Origin of the sequence: Streptacidiphilus sp. PB12-B1b (genome assembly GCF_014084125.1) — a bacterium.
GTDB lineage: Bacteria > Actinomycetota > Actinomycetes > Streptomycetales > Streptomycetaceae > Streptacidiphilus.
Map to the genome: position 1 here is coordinate 5,072,780 of NZ_CP048405.1, position 18,320 is coordinate 5,091,099.

12 protein-coding genes and 1 pseudogene are annotated in these 18,320 nt (G+C 74.8%); 6 read left to right on the top strand and 7 right to left on the bottom strand.

What is annotated here, in order from left to right:
- Positions 1–27 precede the first annotated feature (27 nt).
- The gene (locus GXW83_RS22190; RefSeq protein WP_182444804.1) at positions 28–1,296 is read right to left on the bottom strand and encodes a phenylacetate--CoA ligase family protein; all 1,269 of its coding nucleotides are present in this window, start codon (positions 1,294–1,296) and stop codon (positions 28–30) included.
- A 193-nt stretch (positions 1,297–1,489) separates the two neighbouring features.
- On the opposite strand from GXW83_RS22190, the gene GXW83_RS22195 reads away from it, so the two are divergent.
- Together GXW83_RS22195 and GXW83_RS22200 are read left to right on the top strand one after the other, a co-directional pair.
- Positions 1,490–3,001: an RICIN domain-containing protein gene (locus GXW83_RS22195; protein WP_182444805.1), complete on the top strand. Its 1,512-nt coding sequence runs from the start codon at positions 1,490–1,492 to the stop codon at positions 2,999–3,001.
- A gap of 71 nt (positions 3,002–3,072) precedes the next feature.
- Positions 3,073–3,780, top strand: a complete 708-nt coding sequence (locus tag GXW83_RS22200; RefSeq protein ID WP_182444806.1) for a hemerythrin domain-containing protein — start codon at positions 3,073–3,075, stop codon at positions 3,778–3,780.
- A gap of 78 nt (positions 3,781–3,858) precedes the next feature.
- Here the strand turns inward: GXW83_RS22200 and GXW83_RS22205 are convergent, their stop codons facing one another.
- On the bottom strand, positions 3,859–4,818 hold the full coding sequence (locus GXW83_RS22205; RefSeq protein WP_182444807.1) for a pyridoxamine 5'-phosphate oxidase family protein: 960 nt from the start codon (positions 4,816–4,818) through the stop codon (positions 3,859–3,861).
- A 191-nt stretch (positions 4,819–5,009) separates the two neighbouring features.
- Here GXW83_RS22205 and GXW83_RS22210 point away from each other — a divergent pair, with 191 nt between their 5' ends.
- Entirely contained in the window at positions 5,010–8,393 is a 3,384-nt protein-coding gene (locus GXW83_RS22210) for a BTAD domain-containing putative transcriptional regulator (protein ID WP_225447172.1), read from the top strand.
- Positions 8,394–8,460: 67 nt separating this feature from the next.
- Here the strand turns inward: GXW83_RS22210 and GXW83_RS22215 are convergent, their stop codons facing one another.
- From GXW83_RS22215 to GXW83_RS22230, 5 genes and pseudogenes are all read right to left on the bottom strand, one after another.
- On the bottom strand, positions 8,461–11,859 hold the full coding sequence (locus GXW83_RS22215) for a BTAD domain-containing putative transcriptional regulator (protein ID WP_182444809.1): 3,399 nt from the start codon (positions 11,857–11,859) through the stop codon (positions 8,461–8,463).
- A 78-nt stretch (positions 11,860–11,937) separates the two neighbouring features.
- Complete coding sequence (locus tag GXW83_RS22220; protein ID WP_182444810.1) at positions 11,938–12,591, bottom strand: TetR/AcrR family transcriptional regulator; 654 nt, start codon at positions 12,589–12,591, stop codon at positions 11,938–11,940.
- Between the two features lie 112 nt (positions 12,592–12,703).
- Positions 12,704–13,171: an alpha/beta fold hydrolase gene (locus GXW83_RS34345; protein ID WP_225447173.1), complete on the bottom strand. Its 468-nt coding sequence runs from the start codon at positions 13,169–13,171 to the stop codon at positions 12,704–12,706.
- A gap of 121 nt (positions 13,172–13,292) precedes the next feature.
- Positions 13,293–13,535: pseudogene (locus GXW83_RS35405) on the bottom strand (alpha/beta fold hydrolase); the annotation flags it as partial.
- A gap of 111 nt (positions 13,536–13,646) precedes the next feature.
- A complete protein-coding gene (locus tag GXW83_RS22230; RefSeq protein WP_182444811.1) occupies positions 13,647–14,486 on the bottom strand; it encodes an alpha/beta hydrolase in 840 nt (279 codons plus the stop codon).
- A 183-nt stretch (positions 14,487–14,669) separates the two neighbouring features.
- Here GXW83_RS22230 and GXW83_RS22235 point away from each other — a divergent pair, with 183 nt between their 5' ends.
- From GXW83_RS22235 to GXW83_RS22245, 3 genes are all read left to right on the top strand, one after another.
- Entirely contained in the window at positions 14,670–15,899 is a 1,230-nt protein-coding gene (locus GXW83_RS22235) for a helix-turn-helix domain-containing protein (RefSeq protein WP_182444812.1), read from the top strand.
- Positions 15,900–16,075: 176 nt separating this feature from the next.
- Entirely contained in the window at positions 16,076–17,041 is a 966-nt protein-coding gene (locus GXW83_RS22240; RefSeq protein WP_182444813.1) for an alpha/beta hydrolase, read from the top strand.
- Between the two features lie 98 nt (positions 17,042–17,139).
- Positions 17,140–18,231 (top strand): alpha/beta hydrolase, encoded by a 1,092-nt coding sequence (locus GXW83_RS22245; protein WP_225447174.1) that lies wholly within the window; start codon positions 17,140–17,142, stop codon positions 18,229–18,231.
- The last annotated feature ends 89 nt before the right edge of the window (positions 18,232–18,320 follow it).

Consider the following 18,320-nt stretch of genomic DNA (forward strand, 5'->3'; position numbering starts at 1 on the left):
GCACCCACGGGAGTGTTGGGGCGCCGGTCAGTCCAGCCGCTCGTCGATCAGCCGGATCAGCTTGCCGGTCCTCGGGTTGACCGCGAGCGCGTCGGGGGCGACCCACTCGACCGCCAGCGGCTGGATCATCCCGGCCTGCACATGCTCCGGGAAGATCGGCCGGGCGGCATCCAGCTGCCGGGCGATCTCCCCTTCCAGGCGCCGCAGTTCGGCCGGTTCGGCAGCGCTGGGCGCGGCCAGCCGCAGCACCAGCTCGTCCCTGGCGTCCCGGCGCCGCAGGACGACCTGCAGGTCGACCACGCTGCGCTGCTCGTCGGCCCGCTCCACGACGGCCCGCAGGTCCTCCAGGTAGACGGTGACCGGGCCGACCCGGGCGCCCTCCTCGGAGCGGCCGAGCAGCCGGAACCGCCGCTTGGGGACGTCCACCCACTCGGCGATGTCGCCTGCGGGGTAGCGGATCACCGGCATCAGCCGCCGTACCAGGTCGGTGGCGACCAGCCGTCCGGGCCGCCCGGGCTCCTCGATCGGCTCCCCGGTCTCGGCGTCCAGCAGCTCCACCACCTTGTCCGGGCTGAAGACCTCGTGCACCCGGGTGTCCGGCTCGCCCGCCACCGGCGCGGCCAGAATCCCGGCGTCCACGCTGGCGTAGCCGATGGAGCGCACCGCCGCCTCGGGGAAGGCCTTGGCCAGCAGGGCGACTTGGTCGCCGTAGAAGGCTTCGCCGCTGAACAGCACCAGCCGGATGCCGGGCAGGGTGCCGACCGTGTCCACCACCTCCCTGGCCAGCCGGCACAGCGAGGTCGGCGGCGCGGCCACCACGGTCGCCCGGCAGTCGCGCAGCGCGCCCACCACGTAGTCCAGCGCCGCCGCGCCGCCGATCGGCAGCTGCACGGTCGGAACGTCGGCCTCCTGAAGGCAGTTGAGGGTGAAGACGAAGCTGGAGTACAGCTCCCCGGCATAGAAGAGGTTGGCCACCCGGTCCCCCTCGACCAGCCCCGCCGCCGCCAGGCCGTCCCCGAACCGGCGGCTCATCGCCCGCCACTCGTCCCGGGTGTAGACGGACACCCGGGGCGCCCCGGTGGTGCCGCCGGTCTTGATGACGATGCCGTCGGTGTGCGGCCCGGTCAGAACCCGGCTGTCGTCCAGGGTGTTGGCCGCCCAGTACGCCGTGTGGTCCGTCAGCGGCAGCGCGGCGAGGTCCGACACGCCCTCGGGAAGACCGGCGTAGAGCGCGCGGTAGAAGGGCGACCGCTCCCGTACGAAGCGGATGAATGAGGCTATCTGCGGATCGTTCATGGAATGGCTCTCCTAAGTGTCACAAAGCAGGAATCCTACCGATGCTCCGTCAACAACCCATCCAGCGGGGCCTGTCGGCCAACTCCGCAGCCACTGGCCCGAACAGGGCGTTCATCCGGGTCGGACCGGAGTCGACGGCAACGGCGCGACGGCGGCCGGGCCGGGGGGCCTCCGGGCAACGTAGGATCGCCGAGTGAGCATCTGGACATCCCTGGAACCCGCGTCCACCGTGGTGGATCCCGGCAGCACGACCACTGTGCGGCTGCGCGTCCGCAACACCAGCGACGTCGTCGACGAGTACCGCTTCATACCGGTGGGCGAGATCGCCCCCTATGTCACGATCGAACCGCCCACGCTGCGGCTGTATCCGGGCAGCACCGGGACCGTCGAGCTCACCTTCGCGCCGCCGCGCACCCCCGACGCCACAGCCGGGCCGAACCCGTACGCCGTGCAGATCGTCCCGACCGAGCACCCCGAGGCGACCACCGTCCCCGAGGGCAACCTGACCATCACCGCCTTCACCGAGATCCGGGCGGAGCTGGTCCCGCACACCGTGAAGGGACGCTTCCGGGGGCGGCCGAGGCTCGCCATCGACAACCTCGGCAACACCAGGCTCACCGCCTCGGTCAGCGGCGTCGACAACGGCGACCAGCTCAGCTACGACGTCCACCCCGCCAATGTGCAGATCGAGCCCGGGCGGGCCGGCTTCGTCAGGACGACGCTGAAGCCGCGCCGGATCACCTGGTTCGGGCGCAAGGAGAACCGGCCGTACCGGATGGCCGTGACGCGCTCGGGCAACACCCCCGTCCGGGTCGAGGGGGTCTTCGTGCAGAAGGGGGTACTGCCGGGCTGGCTCAGCGGCATGCTCATGCTGCTGCTCGGCCTGGCCGTCGCCCTGGTCGCGCTCTGGTTCGCCTACCAGCCTCATCTCACCAGCCTGGCCCAGGCGCAGGCGCAGGCGGCGGTCAGCCCGCTGCCCGACCCCACGCTCACCCCGGCGCCCGCGCCCGCGGCGACCGCCCCGGCCGCGCCGACGCCCTCGGCTCCGGCGGCGTCGGCTCCGCCCGCCGCAACCCCGGCCGGGGGCGGCTCCTCCGGCGGCCAGGCGTCGACCGCGCCCGCCGCGCCGCAGGCCAACCGTCCGCCGGTGCACTTCACGCTGATGAACAACTGGACGTACCAGTGCGCCGACCTGCCCTACTACAGCGCACCCACGCTCAACGACCCGGTCACCCAGTACCGTTGCGGCTACGGCAGCTCGGACAACCAGATGTGGTACCTGCAGCAGCAGGGCACGGCAGCGGACGGCGAGCCGCTCTACTGGATCCGCAACGCCCTCGGCTCCAACCTCTGCCTCGACCTGCCCGGTTACGGCACGGTCTCGGCCGGGGCCAACGTCTCCACCTTCACCTGCACGACGCCCGCGAGCAACGACAACCAGCTGTGGGAGATCCCGCTGGTGGACTCGTCCGGCTCCGGCGGGCTCGGCGTGCTCATCCGCAACTACAAGTCCGGCCTGTGCCTGGACGTTTCGGGCTGGGCGTCCAACAACTCCGACAAGACCCAGGGCGTGCGGCTCACCGCCTACCCCTGTTCCGGCTCGGGCTGGGCCAACCACGGTTTCGACGACCACTTGTGGAACCTGATGGAGAACCCCACCCTGGTGTACATCCCCACCCGGGTCGGTGAGATCCAGGTCGGCTAGGGCGACGGCGCGCCAAGGGGACGCCAAGTGGTTCCAAGTCAGCTACCAGTGGCATCACCACACTCGTCCCCATGGCAATCGACACCTCCCGTTCCACCCCGCTCGCTCCCCACCCGTACACGCAAGAGATGGAGATGATCCACCGGATCTTCCGGCGTGAGTCCCTGCTCCTGGCCAAGCTGATCGGGGCGGTCGACGAGGGGGACGTCCGGCGCGCCGGACTGCTGGCCGAGGCCTGGCGCACCTACGCGCTGGGACTGCACCTGCACCACGCGGGCGAGGACGACCTGGTCTGGCCCAAGCTGCTGGAGCGGGCGGAGCTGGACGCCGCCCGGGTGCAGCGGATGGAGGCGCAGCACCACGAGCTCAGCGCCGGTCTGGAGCGGGTGGAGAAGCTGCTGGAGCCCTGGGCGTCGACCGCCTCGGTGCCGGCCCGGGACGACCTGGTGCAGGCGCTGGTCGAACACAACCGCACCCTCTGCTCGCACCTGGACGAGGAGGAGCGCGAGGTGATGCCGCTGGTCGCGCAGCACATCAGCGCGGCGGAGTGGCGCGAGGTCGGCGAGCGCGGGCTGGCCGAGACCCCCCGCAACAAGCGGCTGATCGCCCTGGGGGCCATCCTGGAGGACGCCTCCGACGAGGAGCGCGCGGAGTTCCTCGGCCGGCTCCCGGGCCCGGCCCGGCTGGTGTGGCGGCTGGTCGGGCAGCGGCAGTACCGCTCCCATGTGCGCCGCATCCGCGGCGAGGACAGCCGGGGCCTGCGGCAACCCGGCTGGTAGCACGCGGTGGTGGCGGGTCGGCCGAACAACCTCTGCGTCCAGGGGTGTCCGGCCGACCGCCCGTCGGGAACGGCGGGGTCAGTCCCCGTCCCGCTGCCGCGCGGGCGCGGCGGGCGCCGCGAGCGCCGCGAACCGGTCCCACTGCACCCGGGGCTGGGGCAGGCCGCGGCGGTCCAGGTAGCGCGCGGTGGCCTTGCGGGCGTTGCGCAGCGTGCGGACGGCGTCGCGCGGACGTCCGGCGCCGACGGGCGCCACCAGCCCGGTGGGCACGAACAGCCAGCGCTCCCCGACCGACCGCAGCACACCGCGCACCAGCGCGTTGTGCATGTGGTTGAGCTGCTCGTCGTGCCGGTGCACCAGCAGGCCGGCCGGGCCGGGGACGATCTCGGTGCCGGCCGCGACCTCGACCGCGTAGCCCTCGCCGGTGGGCCGGGGCCGGGTCCGCTGGAGCACGGGCGCGCCCGAGACGTCGCGGGCGCCGAGCACGGCGCTGGGGAACCCGGCCAACAGCTCCGCGCCGAGCAGGCTCTCCGTCGCCTGCCCCTCGGCGGGCGGGGCGTCGGGGAGCGGGGCGTCGAGGAGTTCGGCCAGCGGGGGGCGCACGCCGACCCGGTCCGGCTCGATGGTGATCAGCAGCCGCAGGTAGTACCAGCTCATGAACCAGCGGCCGGGCGCGGCGACGTACGCGCGGCTGTGCGGCTGCCGCTCGAAGAGCATCCGCCAGTACTCCTCGGCGCCCTCCGGTCCGGCCAGGATCTCGTCCGGGCAGACGGCCGTGCCGCTGACGAAGACCTGCGGGGCGTGCTCGAGCCCGCTGCCGGTCGGGTCGGAGAACAGCAGCCCGACGCGTCCGTCCCGGCGCACGTTCAGCGCCTTCTGGGCGAACGCCAGGGACGTGGTCACCAGCAGCGAGCCGTCCTCGCGCCGCCGTACGGCGGTGGGCCAGGCCAGCGGGGTGCCGTCCCGGCCGAGCGTCACGAACTCGCACGTCCGGTACGCGTCGACCACGTCGAGGGGCGCCGAATCTAGAATTGCCATGTCTTGCTCATTTCCGTCCTGCTGCGGTGCGTCCAGGCGGGCAGCGGGGCCCCGGCGGGGGCCGGGCCCCGCTGCCCGGCCCACAGGCTGGCCGGGAATGCTTGGCGCTTCCTTGGCATCCGCTTGGCTCCTGCTTGGCATGAGCAGGCCGCAGGCGGACGCCGACGGCGGGTGGGGTAGATTTCGGCGGCGTGCTGCACATTCGAGTCCTGGGTTCGCTGGTCGCCGAGATCAGCGGGGCCCCCGTCGACCTGGGACCTCCTCGGCAGCGCTCGGTGCTGGCCATGCTGACGGCCGCCCGCGGCGGCGCCGTCCCCACCGAGCGGATGGCCGCGCAGCTCTGGCGCGGGCAGCCGCCGGCCAAGGCCACCGTCTCCCTGCAGAGCTACGTGTCGAACCTGCGCCGGCTGCTGGAGCCGGACCGCCCCCCGCGCACCCCGGCCACCGTGCTGGTCAGCTCCGCCCGGGGCTACGCGCTGCGGCTGCCGGAGGAGGCGGTGGACGCCTGGCGCTTCGAGGCGGCCGTGCGGCAGGCGCGGACCGCCCCGCCCGAGGAGGCCCGGCGGCTGCTCGCGGAGGCGCTCGGCTGGTGGCGCGGCCCGGCCTTCGCCGAGACCGCCGACGAGGCGTGGGCGAGCACCGAGGCGGCGCGGCTGACCGAGTTGCATGCGGAGGTGCGCGAACTGGCCGTCGCCGCCGACCTGCGCACCGGCCGCGCGGCCGAGGCCGCCCCGACCGCCGAGGTGCTGGTCCGCGACAGCCCGCTGCGGGAGGAGGGGTGGCGGCTGCTCGCCATCGCCCAGTGGGCCTGCGGACGGCAGGCCGACGCGCTGTCCACGCTGCGCCGAGCGGCGGCGCTGCTGCGCGACGAGCTGGGCATCGACCCCGGCCCCGGCCTCGCCGAGCTGGAGTCCGCCATCCTGCGGCAGCGGCTGGACGTGCTGCACGAGGTGGCCCCGGGCAGCCGGACGGAGGCGCCCGGCACCGGCGCGGCACCGGTGACGCCGCCGGAGCCCGCGTACGGGCCGCCCGCCGCGCCGCAGGCGCAGCCGCCGTCCGAGCCGTTCGTCGGCCGCGCCTGCGAGCTGACCGCGCTGACGGCCTTCGCCCGCACCGCGCGCGGCCGGGGCGGCGTGGCGCTGGTCACCGGCGAGCCCGGCGCCGGGAAGTCGGCGCTGCTGGACCAGGTACGGCAGCAGCTCCACAGCGAGGGGTGGACGGTCGTCGTCGGGCGCTGCCCGGAGTTCGACGGCGCGCAGCCGGCCTGGGCCTGGGTGGAGGCGCTGACCGCGCTGGCCCGGCTGGTCCCGCCCGCGCGGCCGGACGACCTGGCGGCGCTGCTGCGCGAGCCGGAGACCGCCCCGAGCGCCCACGACGACGCCACCGCGGGCCGGTTCCACCTGCACCGCGCGTTCACCGCCTGGCTCCGGGCGGCGGCGGAGCAGGCGCCGCTGGCCGTCGTCCTGGACGATCTGCACCGCGCGGACAGCGAGACGCTGGCGCTGCTGGAGGCCGCCGCCGGGCTGGGCGGGGTGCCGCTGCTGACCATCGCCGCCTACCGTCCGACCGAGGTGGAGGACGGGCTCACCAAGACCCTCGCCAAGCTCGCGCTGCGGCGGCCGCACCGGGTGCCGCTGGGCGGACTGCCGCTGCGGGACGTCGCCGCCCTGGTCGCCACGGTCTGCGGCGCGCCGGTCGACGAGGCCACCGTCGCGGTGCTGGCCGAGCGCACCGGCGGCAATCCGTTCTACGTCCAGGAGAGCGCCCGGCTGCTGGAGAGCGAGGGCGCGCTGGTCGCCATCTCCGAAGTCCCGCAGGGCGTACGGGACGTGCTGCGCCGACGGCTCGGGCGACTGCCCGCGTCCGCGGGCTCGATGCTGCACCTGGCCTCCGTCGTCGGCCGGGAGACCGAGGTGGCCGTCCTGCTGGACGCCGCCGGGGCCGCCGGGACGGACGAGCAGCAGGTGTTCGACGGCCTGGAGGCGGCCGTCAACGCGGGCCTGCTGACCGAACCCGGGCCCGGCCGGGTCCGCTTCGTGCACGCGCTGGTCCGCGACACCGTCTACACCGACCTGCTGGGGGTGCGCCGGGCGCGGCTGCACGCCCGGGTGGCGGAGGCGCTGCGCCGGCACCGCCCCAACGACTTCGCGGCGCTGGCGCACCACTTCGCCCGGTCGGGCTCGCCCGCCGCGGCGCCGCTGGCCGTGGACTACTCGCTCCGCGCCGCCGACCTGGCCGAGCGGCGCTACACCTACGACCTGGCCATTGAGCTGATCGAGCAGGCCATCGAAGCGTCCCGGTCGGCGCCGGCCGATCCGGACGAGCGCCTGGACACCCTCGTCCGGCTGCTGGAGCGGCGGATGCAGGCGCAGATCCGGGCCGGCTCGACGGTGGCCGCCCGGGCCTCGCGGGAGCAGGCGCTGGAGCTGGCCGAGCAGGCCGGCCGGGACGACCTGGTCGCGGCCGTGTACGCGGCGTGGACGGAACCGACGCCGTGGCACACCCGGCTGCACGGCTCGTACGACGAGGTCGCGGTGGACCGGCTGGAGCGGCTCACCGCCCGCACCGACGTCGACCGCCCCACCCGGGCCCGTCTGCTGCAGGCGCTGGTGGACGAGCTGGTGGCGGTGGACGAGCCGAGGGCGCGGGCAGCCGCGGTGCGGCAGCTGGAGCTGGCCCGCGCGGACGGCGATCCGCAGCTGCTGGCCGCCGCGCTGATGACCATGGCCAAGCCGGTGCCGCACGAGTTCCAGGCGGACCACCGGGCGCCGCTGGTCGCCGAGTTGCGGTCGCTGGCGGCGGAGCACGACCTGCCCGCCTACCAGTGGCTGGGCGAGCACCTGGCCGGGACGGTCTGCGGTGCGCGCAACGACGTCGCGGGGCTGCGCCGGCACACCGAGGAGGGGCTGCTGATCGCCCGCCGCTACCGGATGCTGTGGGCGCAGGCCATCAACTCCTCGACCATGGCGATGCTGGCACACGTGGAGGGCCGCTTCGAGGCGGCCGAGGCCGGCTACGCCGAGACCAGGGAGCTGGCGCGGCGCGCCGGGGCCGCCCACGGCGACGACCTCTACACCCTGGGCCTGGTCACCGTCCGCCTCACCCAGGAGCGCACCGGCGAGGTGGAGGCCGTGATGCGCGGCGTGTACGAGAAGCTGGGCCCCTCGGCCGGCTACTCCTACGCGCTCGTCCTGGCCCGGCAGGGCCGGATCGAGGAGGCCCGGGCGCTGCACTGGACGCCGGGGCCCATGCCCGACCACCTGTACGGCCTGGACATCGAGTTCCGGGCGCAGCTGGCCCATCTGCTGGAGGACCGGGAGGCCGCGCACGGTCTGATCCGGCTGCTGCTGCCGATCCGGGGCCAACTGGCCGGGGGCGCGGGGACGGCCTACGCGACCCGGCCGCTGGCGCACGCCCTCGGCGACCTGTGCCGCCTGGTCGGCGACGACGAGGCGGCGGCCGAGAACTACGCGCTGGCCGAGGCCGTGGCGGTGCAGTGGGGTTCGGCGCACCTGGCCGCCGGGGCGCGCACGGCGGCGGCGCTGCTGGAATCCCAGGTGCGCCGACGGCCGTAGGAAGCCCGGGCTCCGGTCAGACGTCGGTCCCGGTCAGGCGTCGGTCCCGGTCAGGCGTCGGTCCCGGTCAGGCGCGGGCAGCGGGCGCGGCGGCGGCGCGGGCGGCGGCGGCGGCCAGGTGCGCCGAGCCCCACTGCCGGGCGACGGCCTCGGCGCGGGCGAACTGCCGCAACGCCCGGGACTCGTCGCCGAGCAGGCGGTACAGCTCGCCGAGGGCCTGGGCGAGCGGGCGGGAGGCGAAGGAGGTGCTGGCGGCGCCGGCCAGCTGGTCGCTGACCGGGTGCAGCAGCGGGACCAGCTCCAGGGCGGCGGCCCGGTCGTCCAGCAGGTGGGCCAGTTCGGCGCGGATGGACAGGGCGATGCCGTAGAGGTGGTCGGGCAACGGTGTGGCGGGGCGGTGCAGGGCGCGGGCCTCCTCGGTCCTGCCCTGCTTGGCCAGGACGACGCCGAGGACGTGCCCGGCCCCCGGGGCGCCCATGTCGTAGAACTTCCGCAGCAGCGGTTCGATGGCGTCGGGCCGCCCCTGGCTGAGCCGGATGGTGGCCACGCCCAGGGCGTGCACGGAGTCGCCGTGGGACGAGCCCTGGCGCCGCAGCCGGTCGCGCACCTCGACGTAGCCGGCCTCGGCCTCGTCGAACCGGCCCTCGATGTGGGCGAGCATGGCCAGGGTGGACAGGTTGATCGCCTCGGCCTCCACCAGCCGGTGCCGGCGGGCGAGTTCGAGCCCCTCCTGGGCGTGCCGGCGGACCTCCGCGGCGTCGTTCCTGGCCCCGGCGACCATGCCGCCGATGTGCCCGTGCACCCACTGGTTGGCGGGCAGGTCGTGGGCGTAGCCGAGCGCGCGCAGCTCCGCCATCAGCAGTTCCCGGCGGTCGGCCTGCAGTTCGTGCGGGACGAGCCCGGCCATGGTGGTCAGGGCGGAGGCCAGCAGCAGCGGATCGCCGACGGCGCGGGCGATGGCCAACTGCCGTTCCGCCGCCCGGGAGGCGGCCCGTTCGTCGGCGGAGCCGAAGGTGCCTGCGGGGCGCGGCGGGCCGTCGGCGGCGCTCGGCCGCAGCCCGTCCAGGACGACCGGGCTCAGGTCGGCGCGGGTGGTCAGCCGGTCGACGAAGGTGTCGATGGCGCCGGGGTCGACCAGGCCGTGCGGGCCGCTGAGCGAGAGCGCGGCGCCGCTCCAGGCGCCGAGCGCGGCGGCGGCCAGTTCGTCGTGGCCGACACCTTCGGCCGCGTCGATGGCGAGTTGGCGGGTGCGCCGGGCGGAGACGATCGCGCCGGCCCGGATCTGCGCGCGCAGCAGCCGCCCCAGCAGGGCGACCAGGCGTCCGGCGTGCTCGGTGGCGGCGGAGGGGATCAGCGCGAAGGACTCGATGGCCTGGTTGAGCAGTTCCACCGCGGTGTCGTGGGCGTAGCGGCGCTCCGCCAGGTCGGCCGCGCCGAGGGAGTACTCGACGGCGAGCCACGCGGTCTCCACCGTGCCGGAGCGGGCGAAGTGGTGGGCCAGGGCCGGGAGGTCGTCCGGGCACCGGCGGCGCAGGACCTCGGCCAGCCGGGCGTGCATTCGGGCCCGGCGCACCCCGGCGAGGTCGGTGTAGAGGGTGTCGCGCACGAGTTCGTGGGCGAACCTGACCCGGTCCAGGCCGGGTTCGGTCAGCAGTCCGGCCCGGATGCCCGCCTCCAGGCCGTCCAGGACCTCGTGCTCGTCGGCGTCGGCGGCTTCGATCAGGACGCTGACGGCGGTCTCGCGGCCGACCACGGAGGCCAGTTGGAGCAGTGCCAGGGCGGCGGGCGGGAGCTGCCGCAACCGTCTTCGCAGCACGTCGCGTACGCCTTCGGGCACTTCGGAGGTGGCGACCAGGGCCCCTTCGCTGGCCAGCAGGCGGGCGCTCTCCCAGACGTAGAAGGGGTTGCCGCCGGTGCGTTCGGCGAGCGCGGTGACCATGGCGGTGTCGACCGGCGCCCCGCACACCGCGGTGACCAGGGTGTCCACGTCGTGCGGCGGCAGCCCGCCGAGGGCCAGCCGGTGCGGTGAGCGCCGGGCCAGCTCGGCGAGGGTCTTGGTGAGCTTCTCCCCGGTGTCGGTGGGGCGGTAGGCGGCGACGGCCAGCACCGGCGTGCCGACGAGGTCGGCGACGCGCTCCAGCAGCGCCAGCGTCTCGCCGTCGGCCCGGTGCAGGTCGTCGATGACCACGGCCAGCGGCGCTTCGGCGGAGGCGGCCCGCAGCCAGGCGCCGAACGTCCGGTGCAGCCGGAACCGGCCGACGGTGGCGTCGTCCTGGGGCGAGGGCTGGGCCTGCGGTTCGCGCAGCAGCGCGCCCAGGGCGCCGGGTTCGTCCGGGGGCGTACGCCGGGCCAGCACGCCCAGCGCCTCCACCCAGGCCCAGGCGGGCGGCGCGCCGTCGATCTCGGGGCAGCGGCCGACGACCACGGTCCAGCCGTCGGCCCGCAGCCTGCGGCCGAACTGGGCCAGCAGCGCGGACTTCCCGGCTCCGGCCTCGCCGGTGACCAGGACGACGCCGCCGCGCTGCCGGGCGGCGCGGGCGGCCTCGTCCAGGCCGCGCAGGTCGTCCTCCCGCCCGATGAACAGCTCCTCGGTGTCGGCGGCGGACTCGGCCTCGGCCTCAGCAGCGGCCACGGCGGCACGTGCGGTCTGCGCCGCCGCCGGTGGCGCGGACGACCCGGCTGCGCGGGGCACGCAGCCGGGGGCGGCGGCGCGCAGCACCTCCGTCCGCCCGTCCCGGACGGCCTGCTCCAGCTCGGCCAGGGCGCTGCCGGGGCCGAGGCCCAGCTCGTCGGCGATGACCGCGCAGGCCCGGCGCAGCGCCGACTGGGCGTCCGCCCGACGCCCGGAGGCCCACAGGGCGAGCGCCAGCAGCCGCCAGCCCTCCTCGCGCAGCGGGTGCCGCCGGATGAGGGTCTCGGCGCCCTGCACGGCCTCGTCCACCCGCCCGATCCGCAGCGCCACCCCGATCATCAGCTCGCGTGCGGTCAGGCACAGTTCGCCCAGCCGGGCGCACTCGGCCCCGGCCCACGCCTCGTCGGCCCACTCCGCGTAGGCCGGGCCGCGCCACCAGCCGAGCGCGTCCTCCAGCAGGCGGTGCGCCGTCGGCGGCGCGGCGAGCCGGGCCTGCCGTACGGCGGCCTCGAACCGCCAGGCGTCGACGGCCTCGTCGGGGAGCTGCACCGCGTACCCGGGGGCGGCGCTGACCAGGACCCCGGCCCGGGCGCGCGGGGGGCGTCCGGGCTCCAGCAGCCGGCGCAGGTTCGACACGTAGACGTGCAGCGAGGTGGTGGCCTTCTCCGGGGGCCGGCCGCGCCACAGCTGGTCCATCACCCGGTCCACCGGCACCACGCTGCCGCGGCTGGTCAGCAGCAGGGCGAGCAGGGCGCGTTGCCGGGGGCTCCCGAGGTTCACCGGAGCGCCGTCGATGTCGGCGTCCATCGGCCCCAGAATGCGAACAGAAAGCATGATGCGCCAATGTACCCGCTCAAACCGTACAGATGAGCGAGCGACGTTCCCGGTCGCAGGGGCGGGCGCGGCGGCCGGTCAGCCCGGTTCGGACGCCGGGGTTGCGGGCAGTCCCCGGGCCAGGCGTCCGGCGGCGGTGCGGATCCAGCCGTCCAGCGCCCGGCGCTGCGCCCCGGCCGTCCGGTGCGGACTGATCAGGGCGCGGACCTCCTGGCTGGTGACGCCGCGCACCAGGATCATCAACTGGGCGGCGGTGAGCCGGTGTCCGGCGCGGGCGGCGGCGTCGTCGGCGTCGTCGGCGAGGGCCTCGGTCAGGGCGTCCTCGGTCTCCTCCCACATCCGGCGCAGCCGGGAGCGGACGGCGGGACCGGCGCCGAGCAGCCGGTGCAGGCCCTCCAGGCAGGGCGGGTCCTGGCCGTCGGCGATCTCGTCCAGCAGCGTCCGGGCCACCGCGTCGAGCGGGCTGGTGGCCGGGTCGCGGTCGCGCACGGCCTCGACCACGGCGTCCAGGACGGTGGGGCCGTCGGCGAAGACCAGCTCCTCCTTGGAGCGGACATAGGTGAAGAGGGTCTTGACCGAGATGTTGGCGGCGTCGGCGATCTCGGCAACCGTGACCGCGTCGAAGCCCCGCTCGCCGAACAGGCGCTGGGCGGCGGCGAAGATCGCCTGGCGGGTCATCCGCTTCTTGCGCTCGCGCAGGCTCTCCGCCGCGGGGGTGGTCGTGGTTGCCATGAGCACGAGCATAGGTGGGAACCGGAGAACTACAGCTGGTCACCTGGGAAACCGGTGCGACTTGGGCAGGTGTGCCGGGCGAGGACCGCCGCGCCCGGCACCGGCGTACGCCTCAGGCCAGGTGCGCGGCCAGTTCGGCGACGATGGCGTCGAAGGCATCGAGCATCAGCGACAGGTGCCCCTCGTCCGCCTCCAGGTGCACAACGGCTCCGGCCAGGCGGCCCGCCAGCCATTGGCCGTGGGCGTAGGGCACCATCCGGTCCTGGGCGCCCTGCCAGACCGAGACCGGGGTGCGGACCGCACCGAGGTCGAAGCCCCAGTCGCGGACGAAGGCCAGGTCGTCGTCGCGCCAGTCGGCGATGCCGGTGGAGACGGCCGCCCGGAACACCTCCGCGGTGTGCTCGGCGACGTCGTCGGTGAGCGCCTTCCGGTCCACCTCGGACACCAGATCGCCCATGGCGGCCGCGATCTGGTCGCCCTGCACCTGGGCCAGATCCGGGAGTTGCGCGCTCAGGAACGCGGTCAGCGGCTCCTCCCCGGCGGCGGCTGCCGCGAGCTCCTCCACGTTGTCCGCGCCCATCCCGGCCGGCCAGTCCAGGCCCTCGGCGCCCTACGGGGCGACCCCGGCCACGGTGGCGACGGCCGCGCACCGGCCGGGCAGCAGCGCGGCACAGGCCAGGGCGTGCGGGACCGCCGCCGGACCAGCCGACGGTCAGGAACCGCTCGCCGCCCAGCGCGTCCAGGACGGCGGCGACGTCCTCGGCCACCGAGGCGACCGTACGGCCCGGCCGGGGCGACGAACCGACGTACCCGGGGCGGCTGAGGACCACGACCCGCAGGCCGTGCCGGCCGTCGCAGCCAGCGGCTCGAACGCGATCGCCGCGGAGGGAGTGCCGGTGTGCAGGACCAGGGGTGTCCCGTCCGCGGGACCGGACACCCGGTATTCGAGGGTCCGGCCGTCGTCGAGGTGAAGGTTTGTCATGGGGCGAACCTAAGCCCGCCCGTCCGCGCCGGACCGGCGACCCCGGGCAGGCGCCGCCCGACCGTGCGGAACCTCAGGCGTGCTTCCGGACGAAGTCGAGGGCCGCGGTGGCGACCTCGTGCCACCCGCTGTCGAAGACCAGGGAGTGGCCGCGCCCGGTGATCTCCAGGAACTCGGTGACCGCCGGGTTGCGCCGCTGCCTGCGGTACGAGGCGGCGGCGATCGCGCGCGGGGCGATGTGGTCCCGCTCCCCGCTGATCAGCAGCAGCGGGCCGCGCCCGGCATGGCCGGTGTCCACCCTGGCCTCGGTGGCCGGGTTGACGTTCGCGGTGGCCGCCTGGAACAGCGGGATGCCGGAACCGGCCACCGGATACGTCTCGTAGAGGCTCCGGGCCTCCTCCTCGCCGACGGCGTTGGCGAAGGAGTAGCGGAACTGCGGGTAGCTGAGCGCGACGGAGCGCCGGTAGTTGGCCGGGTTGCCGATGACCGGCAGGGCCGACCGCAGCGCCGACAGCGGGAGCGGCAGCACGCCCCGGAACGGCGCCGAGTCGATCGCCACGGACGCGGCGGCCAGCCCCCGCCCGGCCAGCTGCTGGGTGATCAGGCCGCCGAAGGAGTGCCCGATCACCACGGGCCGCTGCCGCAGCCCCGCGACGACCTGGGCCATGTGGTCGGTGACCTGCCCGACGGACTTGCCCGCGAAGACCTCCGGGTGCCGACGTGCCTCGGCGACGCTCTCCGGATCGTCGGGCCAGCCCGGGGCGACGGTGGTGCAGCCGTTCTCCTCGAAGAGTGAGCGCCACGGCTGCCAGCTCGACGCCAGCATCCACAGGCCGTGGACGAAGACCACGGGCGTGAGCCCGGATTCGTTCGCCCGGTCGATCTCCTGCTGCTCACGAGCACTGAGGCTCATCGCTGCACCGCCGTTCAGAAACGTTCAGTCAGAAGGGGGAGGGGCGCTTCCGCCGTCCGCCCATCCTCGCGCGGTCCACCGCCCGGAGTCGATGTTCCGGTCGGCACCGTTGGCGCCGCCGGATTGTCCCCGGGAACAATCCAGGGCCGCTGGGCGCCGGTCCGAGCCGATTAGGATTGGTGGATGGAACACCGACCGTCCGAGAGCCTCGACGCACAGGTGGAGCGCCTGGGTGCGCGGATGCTGCGGCAGGCCGACGATCTCGCCGACCGCATGGCCGCCCGGATCCGCGCCGCCGTGCCCCGGTACGGCAGCGACGCGGCGGTCAGCGCGGAGGAGCTGCGCCGCACCTGCCTGGAGAACGTCCGCTTCATCTTCGGCCCGCTCGGCAGTGCGCCGGCGCTCAGCTCGCCCGAATCCCGGGAGAACGGCCGCCGCCGCGCCCGGGCCGGGGTACCGCTGACAGCGGTGATGGAGGCGTACCGCGTCGGCGCGCGCTTCCTGTGGGACCGGCTGGCGGAGACCGCCGCCCACGAGGGCGTCCCGGCCGAGGCCACCGTCCGGGCGGCCTCGGAGATGTGGCTGGTGCTGGACACCTACACGCAGCACATGGCCGAGGGCTACCGCGAGGAGGTGACGGCCCAGACCCTGCGGCGGGACCAGGAGCGCTCGGCAGTGGTCGAGGCACTGCTCGAGGGGCGGCTCGCCGGGGCCGAGCTGTGGGACGCGGCGGCGATCCTGCGCATTCCCCCGCAGGGCCCCTATGTGGTCATCGCCGCCCAGGTCACCGACATCGGCAGCCACGCCCTCCCGGGCGCGGAGGAGGCCCTCCGGTCCATCGGGGCCGCTTCGGCCTGGCGGCTGCTGCACGACACCGAGGTCGGCATCGCCCGACTGCCGCGCGGCGCAGGCGGCCTCGACCGGCTGGCCGCCGTCGTCGCGGGCGCCGCCGTGGGCCGGGTCGGCGTCAGCCCGGTGTACGGCGAGCTCAAGGACACCGCCGCGGCCCTGCGGCTGGCCAGGATCGCCCTGCACGCCGCGTTCGAGGGCCAGGCGGTGACCGTCTTCGACCGCGCCCCGCTGGCCATCGCCGCCGCGTGCGCGCCGGAGGTCATGCAGCGCGTCGCCCACGGCGTCCTGGCCGGGCTGGACGCCCTTCCCGGGGCACAGCGCGCCCTGCTGCTGGAGACCTTCGGTGCCTGGCTGGACCACGGCGGATCGGCCGACCGGACCGCTGCCGCCCTGTTCTGCCACCCCAACACCGTCCGGCACCGGCTGCGCCGCCTGGAGGAGCGCACCGGCCGCGCCCTGTCCGAGCCGCGCGACGTGGCCGAGCTGAGCCTCGCCTTCGAAACCGACCGGCGACTGGGCCGGGCCGGGCCGTCGGCGGAACCGGCCGCCACCGGCGACTGAGCGGCCTGCAGCACCCCCAAAACCAATGAGGCGATCAAAGAGCAAGCATTTACCTTGTGCACGAGGCAATCGTGTCATAGTCTTCTCATGTCGGCAGGGAACGCGGCCCGCAAGCCGCCCCCACCGACCGCATCACCCGCACCAGTTGCAGCACCACACCCGTTGAGGAGAAGGCCATGACCGACACCACCCCCGTCACGCCCGTGCTGGAGACCGCCGCGGCCGAGTTCGCCGCCGCCACCGCCAACCCGCCCTTCCTGTTCGACCTCGGCCCGGAGGAAGGTCGCAAGGCCGTGGACGCGGTGCAGTCCGGCGACACCGTCAAGCTGGAGGTGGACGAGGAGTGGATCACCGTCGCCGCTCCGACCGGCCCGGTCCGGGCCCGGATCGTCCGCCCGAAGAACGCCACCGGCGTGCTGCCGGTGATCGTCTACATCCACGGCGCAGGCTGGGTCTTCGGCAACGCCCACACCCACGACCGGCTGGTCCGGGAGCTGGCGGTGCGGGCGGGCGCGGCGGTGGTCTTCCCCGAGTACGCCCTCTCCCCCGAGGCCCGCTACCCGGTCGCCATCGAGCAGAACTACGCCGTCGCCCGCTGGGTCGTCACCGACGGCGCGGCGCACCGGCTGGACGCCGCCCGGATCGCCGTGGCCGGTGACTCGGTCGGCGGCAACATGGCCGCCGCGCTCACCCTGATGGCCAAGGAGCGCGGCAACCTGCCCCTGGTCCAGCAGGTGCTGTTCTACCCGGTCACCGACGCCGGCTTCGACACCGGCTCCTACCACCAGTTCGCCACCGGCTACTTCCTGCGCCGCGACGGCATGCAGTGGTTCTGGGACCAGTACACCACCGATGAAGCCGAGCGCGCCCAGATCACCGCCTCCCCGCTGCGCGCCACCACCGAACAGCTCACCGGCCTGCCCCAGGCCCTGGTCATCACCGCCGAGGCCGACGTGCTGCGCGACGAGGGCGAGGCGTACGCCAACAAGCTGCGCCAGGCCGGGGTACCGGTCACCGCCACCCGGTACCAGGGCATCATCCACGACTTCGTGATGGTCGACGCCCTGCGCGGTACCCACGCCGCCGAGGCGGCCATCAACCAGGCCGTCTCGGCGCTCCGCACCGCCTTCGGCGCGGCCTGACCCCGCGACGGCCGGACCGCACCGCCGACCTCCCCGCCGCCACGCATCCCCGCATCCCTGCCTCGCCCACTGTCCTGCCGCTTCACTGGAGCCACCGCATGCCACGCCTCATGTCCCGCAGCATCAAGCGCGCCACCCTCGCCGCCACCGTCGTCGCCGTCGCCGGGGCCGTGGTGGCCGGGCAGGCCGTCGCCGCCCCGACGACGGCCACCGCCCCGGCCCACGCGGCCAAGCAGAACCCGGTCGTGCTGGAGCCCGCCGCGCAGGCGTTCGCCGACGCCGCCGCCAAGAACCCGCCGATCTACACCCTCTCCTACACCGCCGCCCGCAAGGTCCTGGACGCCGCCCAGGCCGGCCCGGTCACCGAACCGGCGGTGGACTCCAGCCACCGCACCCTGCCCGTGGGCCCCACCGGCAAGGTGACCGTCCGGATCGTCCGCCCCAAGGGCGCCACCGGCAAGCTCCCGGTCGTCATGTACTTCCACGGCGGCGGCTGGGTCCTCGGGGACGAGAGCACCCATGACCGGCTGGTGCGCGAACTGGCCGTCGGAGTCCACGCTGAGGTGGTCTTCGTCGACTACACCCCCTCCCCCGAGGCCCGCTACCCGATCGCCATCGAGCAGGCGTACGCCGCAACCCAGTGGGTGGCCGCGCACGGCAGCGAGATCGACGCCGACGGCTCCCGGATCGCCGTCGCCGGCGACAGCGTCGGCGGCAACATAACCGCCGCCGTCACGCTCATGGACAAGGAGCGCCACGGGCCCCACCTGAGCGGGCAGGTGCTCTTCTACCCGGTCACCGACGCGAACTTCAACACCGGCTCCTACCAGGAGTTCGCCAACGGCCCGTGGCTCACCCGCAAGGCCATGCAGTGGTTCTGGAACGCCTACGCGCCGGACCCGAAGACCCGCGACCAGATCCTCGCCTCCCCGTTGCGGGCCAGCCTCAACCAGCTCAAGGGGCTGCCCAAGGCCCTGGTCATCACCGACGAGGCCGACGTGCTGCGGGACGAGGGCGAGGCGTACGCCGCCAAGCTGCGGGCCGCCGGGGACGACGTCACGGCCGTGCGCTACCAGGGCATCATCCACGACTTCGTGATGCTCAACGCCCTGGCCGGCACCAACGCCGCGCAGGCCGCGTTCGCCCAGGCCGATGCCTTCCTCACCAGCGACCTACACAGCACGAACTGACACAGCGTCACCTGGCAGACAGACAGAGCGCCCCTCCCCGGACCGTCGACACCGGGAACGGGCGCTGTCCGCTGTGCGCGGGGCCGTCC

Excerpts from the sequence above, each read along its gene's own strand:
- GXW83_RS22190 (WP_182444804.1), bottom strand. The coding sequence starts at position 1,296 with ATGAACGATCCGCAGATAGCCTCATTCATCCGCTTCGTACGGGAGCGG.
- GXW83_RS22200 (WP_182444806.1), top strand. The coding sequence starts at position 3,073 with ATGGCAATCGACACCTCCCGTTCCACCCCGCTCGCTCCCCACCCGTAC.
- GXW83_RS22205 (WP_182444807.1), bottom strand. The coding sequence starts at position 4,818 with ATGGCAATTCTAGATTCGGCGCCCCTCGACGTGGTCGACGCGTACCGG.
- GXW83_RS22215 (WP_182444809.1), bottom strand. The coding sequence starts at position 11,859 with ATGCTTTCTGTTCGCATTCTGGGGCCGATGGACGCCGACATCGACGGC.
- GXW83_RS22220 (WP_182444810.1), bottom strand. The coding sequence starts at position 12,591 with ATGGCAACCACGACCACCCCCGCGGCGGAGAGCCTGCGCGAGCGCAAG.
- GXW83_RS34345 (WP_225447173.1), bottom strand. The coding sequence starts at position 13,171 with ATGGGCGCGGACAACGTGGAGGAGCTCGCGGCAGCCGCCGCCGGGGAG.
- GXW83_RS22230 (WP_182444811.1), bottom strand. The coding sequence starts at position 14,486 with ATGAGCCTCAGTGCTCGTGAGCAGCAGGAGATCGACCGGGCGAACGAA.
- GXW83_RS22235 (WP_182444812.1), top strand. The coding sequence starts at position 14,670 with ATGGAACACCGACCGTCCGAGAGCCTCGACGCACAGGTGGAGCGCCTG.
- GXW83_RS22240 (WP_182444813.1), top strand. The coding sequence starts at position 16,076 with ATGACCGACACCACCCCCGTCACGCCCGTGCTGGAGACCGCCGCGGCC.
- GXW83_RS22245 (WP_225447174.1), top strand. The coding sequence starts at position 17,140 with ATGCCACGCCTCATGTCCCGCAGCATCAAGCGCGCCACCCTCGCCGCC.